The sequence below is a fragment of the Bacillus sp. OV166 genome, from assembly GCF_900177675.1.
Taxonomy (GTDB): Bacteria; Bacillota; Bacilli; order Bacillales; family Cytobacillaceae; genus Neobacillus.
Genome location: NZ_FXWM01000002.1, coordinates 404,314 through 416,901, shown reverse-complemented (window position 1 = coordinate 416,901; position 12,588 = coordinate 404,314). Strand labels below are relative to the sequence as shown.

Genomic DNA, 12,588 nt, shown 5'->3' with positions numbered 1-12,588 from the left:
GGCAAGGGTATTATCGTTACTCCCGGGATTCGTACCTACGGCATGTCATCAATGGATTCCTTTGGGAACAAGGGAGATCCAATAAACTTCTATAACATATAGATAAGAATTCAACAAGCCCACAAAGCAAGGAGAATTCGATGGTTTATTGGAAGTCTTACTAACTGATAGTACTCTGAGATAGGGAGAGCCTATTACATGGGGAAGCGGTTAGCGGAAATTGAATCAATCTAAGGAAACATGAGCTTCATTCAATGGAAGATTTCGGTCCTTAATTCAAAGTAAGGAGAAACCAATCATGACAACAGGATTAGAGAGAATAGCAGTAAAAGCTCAACAAGATGAAAAACTACAATTTACATCATTAGCACATCACATTACAAAAGAGTTGATTTGGACTAGTTTAAACCATATGCCAAAGAACACTTCACCTGGCATTGATGGTACCTCAAGGGATATGGCTATAATTGAGTTTGAAAATTGGGTTGGAGATATGATGAATTCAATCTACAGACATAGCTATAAACCTCCAGCAGTAAGAAGGGTCTGGATACCTAAACCTGGGAAAGTAGAAAAACGACCGATCGGAGTACCTTCGGTGGCAGATAGAGCTTTACAAAGAAGTACAGCAACGGTACTTTCATCAATTTATGAACAAGACTTTCTAAATTGTTCATACGGTGGTAGGCCAAATAGGGGAGCACATAATGCCTTAGCTACCCTTAATGAGATTATTTCAGGGAAGAAAGTTAGCTGGGTGCTGGAAGCCGACCTGAAGAACTTCTTTGGAACCTTAGACCATGATTGGATAATTAAATTCGTGCAACATAGGATTGGTGATCCTAGAATTATTAGTCTGATTAAAAGATGGTTAAAAGCAGGTGTAATGGAAGGTAAGGATATTTATGCCAGTGAAACTGGAACACCGCAAGGTGGTTCAATTAGTGTACTATTAAGTAACATTTATCTTCACTATGTATTGGATTTGTGGTTTGAGAAAGCAATAAAACCAAGACTCAAAGGAGAGTCATATCTAATAAGATATATCGATGATTTTGTAGTGTGTTTTCAATATCGTTCAGATGCAATAAGGTTTGGGAAAGTCCTTGTGAAAAGATTAAGGAAATTCTCATTAGAGCTTGAACCTAATAAGACTAGGTTAGTAGAGTTTGGACGGTTTGCCAGTAAACATGCCCTGCAAAAAGGAAAGAAATTAGAAACGATCTATTTCCTAGGTTTTACACATTATTGTACAAAAAACCGTAAGGGTAATTTCATGGTAGGTAGGAAAACCGAGAAGACCAGATTTAAGCGAAGTGTAAATAAAATCCAAGAAGTACTTCGTACTATCAGACATTGGTCTATAAAAGACCAAGTTGAGAAGATAAATCAAATTCTTAGAGGTCATTACAATTACTATGGTATGGCTGGCAATCTTCGGTCAATAACAAAAATCTATAAAATTACGGAACGTTATTGGAGAAGAATGTTAAGTAGTAGAAGCCAAAAGAGCTATATAACGTGGGAAAAGTTCAATAAGATTAAGTCGTTTTTTCCTCTAAAGCGTCCTAAACTTTCAATTCCATTTTCGGAATTAAAAATGTACGCGAAACTGTGAAGCAATTTCTGAAGAGCCCGGTGCGGGAAATCCGCACGCCGGGTTCTGTGGGGGTTTGAGTCGCCAATTGGGCGACCTTTCTACCCGGAGGGTGGAGTACAATTTACCGCAAGGTAAAAAGGCTCCCTTCTACTCGACTAGCTGAAGAATGTTTACATTTGACGAAAAATATAAAAACATAAATTGGTTCGTGAGTTATAAGTAAGTGGTATATTTTTCTTGTGTAAGTTTATTAATAAAAATCTGATAGGAGAATTAAAATGGGCGGAAATGTATTTTTTGAAATATTTATATTTTGGTATATGGCAATTATTATTTGGTTAGTATCAGGCTTCTCAATAATATTTTTTATTATTGCTTTAATAAAAAAATCCCAGATATTAATGGGCATAAGTCTTGCATTAATGTTACCCAATATTCTTTTACTTTTCTTTCAGGAACTTGAACCAATACTTATTTTCTTATTTATTGTATGGTTTGCTCTACAAATTTTTATGTTATTTAGACTTTGTAAGCACATGAACGTTAACACAGCCTAATAAAACATATGGTGTCATTTTCAACTAACGGGTTGCTTGAGTGAAAGATCGATTTCCATCAATGATCGCAGCGGCGGTCATTTTTTCTTGTTGAGCTAACGAGCAGGTTAGCTCAACAAGAGTTATGGATAAAATAACAGATAATAGCTTTTTATTAGCAGAAGGAGACGAGGATGAAAGAAGAAATTAAATCCGCATTAAGTAAATATTGTATTTGAAATTACAATACGCTGGGAGAGCTTCTAACCTTTTTTGGCTTGGATTTGGTGAATTGATTTCAGTAACCAGGAAAGGAGAAACCAAAACAGTAGCTGAATATGCTTTAAATATTCAATGTTCTTGGCGTATTTCCAAAAGTGATAAAATCTTAGTAGCCTCAAGAGATTTTTATTCTCCATTTTCAGGATGGGATGAAGATGACGGGGACTTTGACTGGGATGTTCAAGGAAACAATAGATTTGATGAGCGTATTAAACCCTTCTTGGAAAGCGTACAAGAAAATATTATTGTAGAAAGCATTGAGTCTGATGATGTTGGAGGATTAAAGTTATTTTTATCGGATGGTTTTGTGTTGGAAGTATTCCCAGACAGTTCAGAAGATGATGAATACAGTGAATTCTGGAGATTCTTTAATCGTAAGGATGGCAGTCCTCACTTTGTTGTAGCTGGTAATGGTATTGATAAAGTATGATATTTAGCAAACGGGTGCGATACTTTAAGAAGAAGGTCGCCTTTTTCCATTTCGCACAAGATAGATTGTGAAAGTTTGTACTTAAACTATCGAAGCAGAATAGTTGAATAAAATGGATGGTTAAAGGGGATTTTGAGAAGGCTATAACAAGATAGGAATAAAAGGAGACTATATATATGATAAAACTCGTTTTATGGGCTTTCTTTTTATTACCCTGGCTTTCCTTATTCTTTTTGAACAACTCTGCTCTTCGTAGATATATGCCTGTTGCCTTATTTGCAACGGTGATAAATACAATAATGTACCAAGTTGCTTGGAAGTATGGTTGGTGGAAGTATAAAGAAACTCTTTTTTCTTGGGATAAAGTTGCACAAACACATACTGTTTATGGTGTTTTTTTGGTTGGGACCATATGGATATTTTATTTTACATTTCGTAAATTTTGGATTTATTTCGTTGTTAATTTGATTGTAGATTGTATCTATTCATTTGGTTTCAGGGCTGGCTTTATGGAAAAAACTCAAAATTACAACCAGTGCAGGAAATTTATCGCCTATTGAAGGGATATTAATAATGACAATAATCTCTATCACCCTTTACATTTATCAAATGTGGCAAGAGGGACTTATTGGCGGAGAAAATAAAATTTGAAAACGAATAGAGTTCTTATTTCAACTAACGGGTGCTTTACTTCAATTAGGGGTAAAGCCTTTTTCTTATTCAAGTAACGGGGCAGGATTGTTGAAATGGGATGGAAATCTCTTTGGGTTAAATGGTAAAGTTGATTTTGTAACAATATTATTTGTTTAGATTTAGATCCTTTTTACATAATAGGATATTATCTACCATCTACCCAAGGAGGATTTGTTTTGATTAATGATTTACTAAAGGAAGCTGAGGAATTTATCCGGACTTGTTATAGAGAATTAAATAAAACGGAGCAAGAACTAGAACATAGATTGAATGAATTGAATGAACAGTTACGAAATAAAGGTTTTTATGAACACACCAACCTAGAGCTTGAATATGGGGCAAAAATGGCTTGGCGTAATAGTAACCGTTGTATAGGAAGGTTATTTTGGGATCAATTAAACGTGATCGATAAGAGGAACCTAAAGACAGAAGAAGAAATTATCGAAGCCTTATTTGAACACATCGAATATGCAACGAATAAGGGTCGAATACGCCCTACAATCACCATTTTTTCACAAAAAGCCTCGAACCAAAAAGTTCGTATTTGGAATCACCAATTAATTCGCTATGCAGGTTACAAAACGGAACAAGGTGTTTTAGGGGATCCACACTCCATTTCCTTTACCGAGACCTGTATAGATTTAGGATGGGAACCGAAGTTTGGAAATTTCGATGTTTTACCCTTAGTCGTTCAAGTAAATGATCATCATCCAAAAGTAGCCCAGATTCCAGAAAAGCTTCTTCTCGAAGTGCCAATTCGTCATCCCAATTACAAATGGTTTAATGATTTAAATTTGAAATGGTATGCAGTACCGATGATCTCGGATATGATTTTAGAAATTGGAGGCATTACGTATACCGCTGCTCCTTTTAATGGCTGGTATATGGGGACTGAGATAGGAGCAAGGAACTTTGCGGATGAATCGCGGTATAATATGCTTCCTCAAATAGGAAAATTAATGGAGTTGGACATAAAAAGTAATATATCTTTATGGAAGGATAGGGCACTCTTAGAATTGAATACAGCAGTTTTACATTCCTATAAGGAGGATGGGGTTAGTATTGTAGACCATCATACGGCTGCACAACAATTCAAAAAATTTGAAGAAAAAGAAAGGGCAAGTGAAAGGTCTATTACAGGCGACTGGACGTGGCTTATTCCACCAATGTCACCAGCTGCAACCCATATTTTCCACAAACCATATAATAATGTCATTAAAAAACCCAATTATTTTTATCAACCTAAACCATATTAATTTTTTAGTATAGTCACAAAAATCTTCGTTTTATAATTTTATATTCTGGTATTTAAATGGTGCTTATTAACTAACAGTGTAGGATGCCTAAATAAGGCATCTACTCTTCCTAGTTAGATTAACGAGTTAGATTGTGAAATACTGTACTTATATTTATGACCACCGAACAATTGGCATATTTATAGGCTTGTTTTGTGTCACTGGTTCGATATTCTTATTCGTAGCAATATTAAAAGAGTTTAAACGATTATTTAAGTAATTTTATTGTTGAACTAACGGGTGCGTTAGTATAATAAAAGACCATCGTTTAACGATAGTCTTTTAAAGCTTGTACATAAGCCTGAACAATGGTTTCTATCTGTTTATCCAGTTCTTTATTCAAAATCCGATTATGCCACAAGTTTGCATAATCGGGGTCTAGCAAACAAACACCATCGGAATATATAAAATGTTCAACCCTTGCATATAAGGAATTATCCTTCTGTAAGCTTGTCAGTAATTTTTTATCGATCATAGGTCGAATGGGTTCAATAAGGTCATAAACCAAACTACTTCTATAGGCATTCAACGCATGCATGATAGGCAAAGAAGGATCGACCCGATAATCCACTAAACATCGTTTTATTCGAGTAGATGTCAACGTATAGATGTAATTAAGGATAGCATGGAACGGTGTTATCGCTTTTTTTGGTGAATTGGTTTTTATCGATGTTCGGGAACCAACAAAGTGCCATTCACTGCTAGGAACTTTTTTTGGTCTGTTAAATTTCATTTGAATTTGTGCTAAATTGCCCCAATATGTTTTTGATTGCACAGCTTCAAATATTCTCAATTCATCAATCGAAGCACCATCAAAATTAGTGTCTAGTTGAACAGATTGTTTTAATAAATTATTTTCATATGCCCAATTTAGATTATCCTGCTGTCCTTTGATTTTTTGTAAAATCAGTGTAGAGGCTAATTCCAATTTTTTATTTTCAGGTAGTAGGATTTGTTTACTTTTTGTCACTGCTGAAATAAACTTTGGTGGGATATGTTCAGCATGTACATTTCCGTGTTCGTCAACAATGGTTAATGCAACATTATGTGTGGTTAACCAGTCGTAAACCTCTAATGTAATAGAGCCTCCCCAACTACAAAGGACAATATGATCTATGTTAGGGTTACTTGCTTCAAAAATGGTTTCCCGATTAATTTTACTCATCCATTTTTCAGAAAGCATCAAATTCCCGTTATATACCTTCAAATGAACCATCCCCACGGCTCGATAAACTTTCATAATTAAAATTCTCCCCCTATTAAACGAGAGCCTTATTTATTTTTAATCAGGTAACAATTCTTTCTTTACTGGTACAGTAGGAGTATAATGTCGATTCCTCACTTTAAGCCCAGTATTTCGTTCCTCTATCCAAATCTCATAGTAATCTTCTTTATTAAAATCTTCTTTTCCCTTGTCTTTTTGATAGTATTTATAATACTTATTTGTAATCTTCTCAATGTGTTTTAATGACGGCAATTCTTCACCAAATAGAATGATTTTTATTTCCATTGAAGAAGAGGCTTCAAATAACATCTTTTCGTATGACTTTATTTCGTTCCAAAGTGCGTAAATTTTTAACGAATCTGTTTCACATTTGTCTAATTCTACGAAGGCACTAATTAAATCCCTTTTTGTTTTAATTTCTTTATCGGTTTGACTAAGGATATTTCTTTTATCTCTATACATAATAAGATTTTCTTTAAAATTCTTTCTTGCTTCCGTTAGAGAGTAATCCCCGTTTGGTCCGCCCCAAACTTCATCTGCATATGTGTCATCTTGTCCATCATCTTCCCAATGACAAAGTTCACATATCTCAAAATTCCCACGTTCTTCTAATGTTGGAAATCCACAACAAGGACATTTTTCACGTTGCACTTGAATCCCACCCTAATTGTTTTAATCAAAATAATATCAAATCCTTCTTCGTTGGTTAAACATTCTTATTGAACTCCCTCAGTTTAATACGATTTTCTCACGAATACTCGCTTATTCGCAGGATTTCATAACCCTTGATATGGATTTAACGATTAAATGAAATGAGTTCAGATCATTATGGCTCCGTGAAGGCATAGTGAAATAAAGGAGTATTATCCAACTCCATATTTTACCATATGATGTATATTCTCCACGCCGCCCCTGGAGGCTTTCCCTCCCATGTCTCAACGGGTCAATTGCCCTATCATTCCTTCGACATGCCTATCCAAGGGGTGGAGGCCAGTTATGCTAACCTGATGGGTCAGTGCCCTTTTGTTCAATAAATCTGGTACTCCGTACATATTTGAAATCCTACGAATAAGCCAACATTCGATAAGTGTAAAGCTAACAATCACTATTTATGATAATTTATTGGAGTTTACCCTTTCGGGGAAACTAGAAAGAGTTTTTAAGAATCTATTAGTTCTTATGCTGCTAAAGAAGTTAAAGGTTGTAATTTTTCTGGACAATAGGATTCATTTCGTTTGGCTATTCCTACAAATATCCGAGCTAGTTTACCAACCAATTTCATAATTGATTTCATCTTCTTGATTTTTTTCACCTTAACATTTAATGTGTGAATAGCTTTAAACTCAGGGTTGTTCATGACAAGGCTCATCGTCGCTAAGTAAAGGAATCGCCGCAGTCTAGATCTTCCTCGTTTAGAAATGACAATTTGACCTTTCCACTTTCCCGAACTTGCTTCAGCTAGGTGTAAACCTGCATGACGTAATAAAGAATTGCCGTGGGCAAAGCCACTTAAATCTCCAGCTTCCCCTAATATACCTGCCAATGAAATCTCACTAATTCCTTTAATGGTAAGCAATTGATTAGCATAAGGAATTTGTTTAAGTACTTCTGTGACTTGTTTTTCAACTCTTTCGAGTTGTGTTGTTGCGAGGTCAAATTCCTCTAGTAATTGTTGTAGATGAAATTTATAAGCATCAAGTGCTTGCTTAGTGCCAATCGAACGTTTAGCTAAATGAATAAGTAATTGGGCCTTTTTTAATCCAGGCTGTCTCTTCATCAGTGACTTCCACCCGATAACAACGTTTTGAGGTTGCATTGAACGCAATTCCATCGGGGTAGGAAATAAGCGAAGGGTTGCGATTGCCCCTTTACCTTTCACGTCTTTAAAAACTTGTCGGAGCTCTGGAAAGACAACATCTACCCAACGATTTAATTGGTTGATTGAATTTACAAGACGCTTAACAATCACATCACGGTTAGACATAAGAACTCGAAGTTCTTCATATGATTCGGAAGTTGGACGAACGATGGAATAGTAACCATTCTTCACCATATCAGCGATAACTAGTGCATCTTTTTTATCGCTTTTTGACTGGGTATTATCTCGATTCTCTTTATTCCTTTTTACATGGTACGGATTTACTGTTACTACATCAATATTCTGTTCGAAAAGCCATTTTGATAGATTTAATCCAGTAATGTCCATTAGGTTCCATGCCGACTATAGCTGTATTTAAATTATTAGTCCTTTTTAGTTTGTTAATCCATTGCAATAAAATAGTAAATCCATCTTCGTTATTTTCAAATGTGAGAGGATCGCCGACTACAATTCCACGGAAATTCACTGCTCGAGCGACGTGAATTGTTGAGCAATGTCCACACCAACAACGAGGTGTTTATCGGAAATTCTTTCAATTAGTTGATTTTGTTTGTCTTGCATTTTAAACTTCATAGTAGGGGTTCCTCCTAAGGTTTTGAGTTAGAGTGGTGTCTATACTCATATCTTACTGAGGAGCTCCTTTTTTATCAAAGTCAATAATTAACTCTCTACAGGAATGCTAACCTGCTTACGTTAGTGGAACAAGAAAAAGTGATCGAAGCCGCAACCACCTTTTTAACTCTTGCACCCGTTAGTTAGCTGAATAAGAACTTTTGTTTAATTCTCTTGTCGCTTTTTCTTATACATCTCTCTTAGTACATCTGGTTCAGGGATGTTATTTAATAGCTTTATTAGTGCATCTACACATTTATCACTTGTAAAGTCACCTTTTCCACTTTTTGCCATTTCCAAATAAGAGGCGGTCATCATTACAATGCTTTTAGCATCTGACTCATCTAAAGCAATAATTTTTTCTCTTGTTTTATCTAAATCCAACATAAAATTATCTCCCTAAAATTGATTTAATGTATAGTAATTTCGCTATGAGAAAATGTTTTCCTTCTTAAAGTAACCTGCTTCGTTAGTGCAATAAAAAAGCCTTACTCCTTATTGAAGTAAAGCACCCGGTAGTTTAAGAGTGTAAATCTTCACAAAGTTTTCTTAGTAGAAAGCCTTCTTGAAAATTGTTGGCGTAATGGTCCTTATAATAAAAAAAACATTACCTCATTGTTGAAGTAATGCAACTTAGCTTTAGTGTTACTTACACTTATTGATATTACCTCTTAATATAGGTGGTCCCAATTTTTCATTCTTTGTATTTGAGAGACGAACCTGCACTTCTATATTTTCCATTTTTGCTGTTATTTCATCAAATCTTCCTGCCCAAGTCGGACTATCTATTTCTGGAGTAGGATAAAGTCCGAAACGCCAACTTATTTCACTTGGCTTAAAGGCGAATCCTTCATAACTGTTGTAATTGCCAAAAGAAGATGGTTCAGGAAGGTGAACTCCAAGGATACTTATATTAGTTCGTACGAAACCGGGCTCACGCAACCGTACTTTATAAATTAATGCTGTGCCCTTTGCATTTTCAAGTTTCTTATCTATTGGTTCCAAGACTATACTGCAAGGGAAAGTTGCTGCCTTTGATTGTAAAGGATAAATACAAAAAGTTGAGACGATTAATATGCTTAAAATAAATTGTTTCATATTGCACCTCTTACAATTCTTTTTCGTTAATCTTCCCTCATTATTAACTAAATATTATGAGTGCTAATTGAAAAAACCTGCCCCTTTAGCTTAATAAGAGCCGCAGTTTCAATTTCGTGAAACAGGTCAATAATTCCTGAAAAAAAGAATTTTTTGGGGAGAGATGAACTTGTTATTAACTCAAGCATGGGAAACGTATGAATCTGATAAACGGATTGAAGGCTTTTCGCCGCAAACATTAAAAGCATATAAACTACAGTCCGGCTTACTTATACGCTTTTTTAATGATGTTGAACTTGATACAATCACTACGGATCAATTAAAAGCTTATTTAGCAAAATCAAGTGAAAGCCTAAAGCCTGCAAGTTTGGCTCATCGAATTCGTTTTATGAAATCATTATTTCGATGGTCTCATGAAGAAGGGCATATTGCCAAAAACCCAGCAACTAAAATAAAAGAACCTAAAACCGGTAAACGTATTCCTAAATTTTTGACCGAAATGGAAATTGAACATTTACGGGAAGCCTGTTGTTCCCCAATGGAAAAGGCTCTGTTTGAATTCATGTTCTCCACTGGTTGCCGAATAGGAGAAGTTGTTACCTTAGATAGGGATAGAATTAATTGGTCGAACCGGTCCGCTGTTATAAGAGGTAAGGGCGATAAGGAACGGGAGGTCTATTTTAATATTCGCTGCGAAATTTGGTTAAAACGATACCTGGATAATCGTGTAGACAGGGATCCTGCGATTTTTGTCACGGAACGCGAACCTCATCGAATGAGTATTGCCACGATGCGATACATAATGAAACGGATTTCCAATCGTGCTGGCATTAACAAAGACATTCATCCGCATCAACTTAGGCACAGCTATGCAACCCATTTATTGAATAATGGAGCACCTCTCGATGTTATTCAAAGCTTATTAGGTCATGAAAAAAGTGAAACTACCCGGATTTATGCGCAATTAAGCGGAAGCATCAGACAGGAATCTTATAGGAAGTATTTTTAGCAATAAAAAAAGCAATGCAGTCGAGATGCTTTGCTTTTTTAACTCTTGCACCCGTTACTTTAAGTGCAGTTCTTCACAATATGATATTTAAGCACTTGAACTATTTGTTTTTTTCTAACCAGCGAATAAATTTTAGGTTGGATAATAACACCCCATATAAAATAGGATAAGAAACAGCAGAAAACCACATATTCCAATTCTTATGATATAAGAATCCCATTTTTAGACATAACCATTCGTAAAGGGTAGAAAAAGCAGACCAACATAATATGTAATAAAACTTATTAATTAATGGTCGGTTAAAAGGATACCAATTAATAATAAGCATAATTGCAGCTGGGTATATATCTAAAATAATAAGTAAAGTCTTAGCTTCTATGAAATAAGGTTCGAAAAATCCATACATATTATATTTATCCGTAAATCTATCAGCTAACTCCGCATTAAATAAGCCCCAAAAAATGCTTGCATAATATTCAATAGGACGTAATTTTTTTTTCATCAGAAATGCAGTCAGGTTAAACAGAACAATAGATGCATAAAGAAACCACATTGAATACATCCCCATCTAAAACACAAAAATAAGTTCTTTTCTAGGATATACTGTTAGAATTTTTTTATTAAACAATTGCAACGAAGCAATTGTCCTTGTTCAACAAACCTGCCACCGTTGTTCAACAAGAAAAGGGCTGCCGCAGCAAACCCTATTCTTAAACTCTTGCACCCTGTTAGTTGAAATAGACTATTTTAAAATCTTTAGCTTTTTTAAATATGTATAGAACCAATACACTAAAATATAAGGAAACATATACGAACAGAATGTCCAAATATTATTCCAGCCATTACTATAAATTACCCTTCCGAAGTAACTAAATATCATTTCGATTAAAGTTGTAAATATTGTCATTAGAAGAAGAACTAAGTATGGGTACTTATATTTCTTTATAAAATATATTAAGTAGCTAGCTAAAATAGGGTAAAGACCTAAATTAAAAGGTAATGCTGACAAGGTTTTTTGATTAAAAGAAGGTAGAACCTCCCAAAAACCAAAATAAAAACCAAATTCGTTTATCGTAAAAGCAATAACGCTAAAAAATGAACCAATCACGGGTATTAACACCTTATCCTGTTTATATAGGTGAAGAAGTCCAACAATCCACGGTATCACAAAAACCAGTATAATGTTAAAAAACACTTTACTCATTTCCTTTTTGTAGGTTATGATTTCTTATCATTTTTCACCAAATCTTCTTTCATTAACCTGCCAGTTAGCACAATAAGAAAACGGGATCGCCACAGCCATCCCATCTTTAACATAAGCACCCGTTAGTTGCACAAGACTCTTACTCAATCATCTGGATTTTCTTTAAGAACCCAAGGAATTTTAGCATCAAAGCTTAACTGTAGGACAGGGTTTGGGAATCCTTCTGGTACAAACTCTAAATCCTCTGAAAATCCAACTGTGAAATTGGTTACCTCAATAGTATTTTTTTCATTAAAGTTAGTGTCTGTACACAATTCTCCTTCTAGCACTCTTCCCACAAGATGATAATGCCCTAAGTATAACCGTGTCCTCGCTTCCTCAGTAGGAAGTTCAGAAAGATGTGCTGGTTTTGCTGGATTAATCCCTAGTTTAGTGAATACATCAGAAACAGTAGTCCTTAAATTCTTACAAGCTTCAACATAATTTTTACAGTATAAGCAATTACAGACTGGTATATCTTTGCTGTAAAATTCTCGTGTCTTATCAATATCAGCTTCTATTAACCATTTTCCTATTTTAATCTGTTGTAGCATTATCATTCCTTCTTCCTGTCACATCCCCGAATATTCTCCCTTTCACAAAAATAAAATTCGGCGACTTGAATTAACAATCCTTCTTGTGCTAACCTGCCCCGTTAATAAGAAATAAGCCGCCAAAAATGGCAG

The 12,588-nt window shown here is 35.1% G+C and carries 13 protein-coding genes and 1 pseudogene; 6 read left to right on the top strand and 8 right to left on the bottom strand.

Features of this window, described 5'->3' with window-relative positions; all coding sequences use genetic code 11:
• The first annotated feature begins 298 nt into the window (after positions 1 to 298).
• The 5 genes from ltrA to CCK98_RS33840 all read left to right on the top strand — a co-directional run bounded on the left by ltrA (position 299) and on the right by CCK98_RS33840 (position 4,797).
• Entirely contained in the window at positions 299 to 1,618 is a 1,320-nt protein-coding gene (ltrA, locus tag CCK98_RS33860; RefSeq protein WP_088085493.1) for a group II intron reverse transcriptase/maturase, read from the top strand.
• Between the two features lie 260 nt (positions 1,619 to 1,878).
• Complete coding sequence (locus tag CCK98_RS33855; RefSeq protein ID WP_088090943.1) at positions 1,879 to 2,157, top strand: hypothetical protein; 279 nt, start codon at positions 1,879 to 1,881, stop codon at positions 2,155 to 2,157.
• Positions 2,158 to 2,371: 214 nt separating this feature from the next.
• Positions 2,372 to 2,848, top strand: coding sequence for a hypothetical protein (locus tag CCK98_RS33850; RefSeq protein WP_256942632.1), 477 nt, complete (start codon positions 2,372 to 2,374; stop codon positions 2,846 to 2,848).
• A 176-nt stretch (positions 2,849 to 3,024) separates the two neighbouring features.
• Positions 3,025 to 3,408 carry a hypothetical protein gene (locus CCK98_RS35925; protein WP_179196079.1) on the top strand — a complete coding sequence of 128 codons (384 nt, stop codon included), beginning with the start codon at positions 3,025 to 3,027 and terminating at the stop codon, positions 3,406 to 3,408.
• 309 nt (positions 3,409 to 3,717) lie between these two features.
• Positions 3,718 to 4,797 (top strand): nitric oxide synthase oxygenase, encoded by a 1,080-nt coding sequence (locus CCK98_RS33840; RefSeq protein ID WP_088090942.1) that lies wholly within the window; start codon positions 3,718 to 3,720, stop codon positions 4,795 to 4,797.
• A 307-nt stretch (positions 4,798 to 5,104) separates the two neighbouring features.
• Here the strand turns inward: CCK98_RS33840 and cas1 are convergent, their stop codons facing one another.
• From cas1 to CCK98_RS33815, 5 genes and pseudogenes are all read right to left on the bottom strand, one after another.
• The gene (gene cas1 / locus CCK98_RS33835; protein WP_088090941.1) at positions 5,105 to 6,076 is read right to left on the bottom strand and encodes a CRISPR-associated endonuclease Cas1; all 972 of its coding nucleotides are present in this window, start codon (positions 6,074 to 6,076) and stop codon (positions 5,105 to 5,107) included.
• Between the two features lie 42 nt (positions 6,077 to 6,118).
• The gene (locus CCK98_RS33830; protein ID WP_088090940.1) at positions 6,119 to 6,712 is read right to left on the bottom strand and encodes a CPCC family cysteine-rich protein; all 594 of its coding nucleotides are present in this window, start codon (positions 6,710 to 6,712) and stop codon (positions 6,119 to 6,121) included.
• A 526-nt stretch (positions 6,713 to 7,238) separates the two neighbouring features.
• Positions 7,239 to 8,513, bottom strand: a pseudogene (locus CCK98_RS33825) (IS110 family transposase).
• Positions 8,514 to 8,717: 204 nt separating this feature from the next.
• Positions 8,718 to 8,939, bottom strand: a complete 222-nt coding sequence (locus CCK98_RS33820) for a hypothetical protein (RefSeq protein WP_088090939.1) — start codon at positions 8,937 to 8,939, stop codon at positions 8,718 to 8,720.
• A 258-nt stretch (positions 8,940 to 9,197) separates the two neighbouring features.
• Complete coding sequence (locus tag CCK98_RS33815) at positions 9,198 to 9,650, bottom strand: hypothetical protein (RefSeq protein WP_088090938.1); 453 nt, start codon at positions 9,648 to 9,650, stop codon at positions 9,198 to 9,200.
• Positions 9,651 to 9,819: 169 nt separating this feature from the next.
• On the opposite strand from CCK98_RS33815, the gene CCK98_RS33810 reads away from it, so the two are divergent.
• Entirely contained in the window at positions 9,820 to 10,659 is an 840-nt protein-coding gene (locus tag CCK98_RS33810; protein ID WP_088090937.1) for a tyrosine-type recombinase/integrase, read from the top strand.
• 100 nt (positions 10,660 to 10,759) lie between these two features.
• Here the strand turns inward: CCK98_RS33810 and CCK98_RS33805 are convergent, their stop codons facing one another.
• From CCK98_RS33805 to CCK98_RS33795, 3 genes are all read right to left on the bottom strand, one after another.
• Positions 10,760 to 11,212 (bottom strand): CBO0543 family protein, encoded by a 453-nt coding sequence (locus CCK98_RS33805; RefSeq protein WP_088090936.1) that lies wholly within the window; start codon positions 11,210 to 11,212, stop codon positions 10,760 to 10,762.
• 189 nt (positions 11,213 to 11,401) lie between these two features.
• Positions 11,402 to 11,854, bottom strand: a complete 453-nt coding sequence (locus CCK98_RS36900) for a CBO0543 family protein (protein WP_088090935.1) — start codon at positions 11,852 to 11,854, stop codon at positions 11,402 to 11,404.
• Positions 11,855 to 12,006: 152 nt separating this feature from the next.
• A complete protein-coding gene (locus CCK98_RS33795) occupies positions 12,007 to 12,456 on the bottom strand; it encodes a hypothetical protein (RefSeq protein ID WP_088090934.1) in 450 nt (149 codons plus the stop codon).
• Positions 12,457 to 12,588 lie beyond the last annotated feature (132 nt).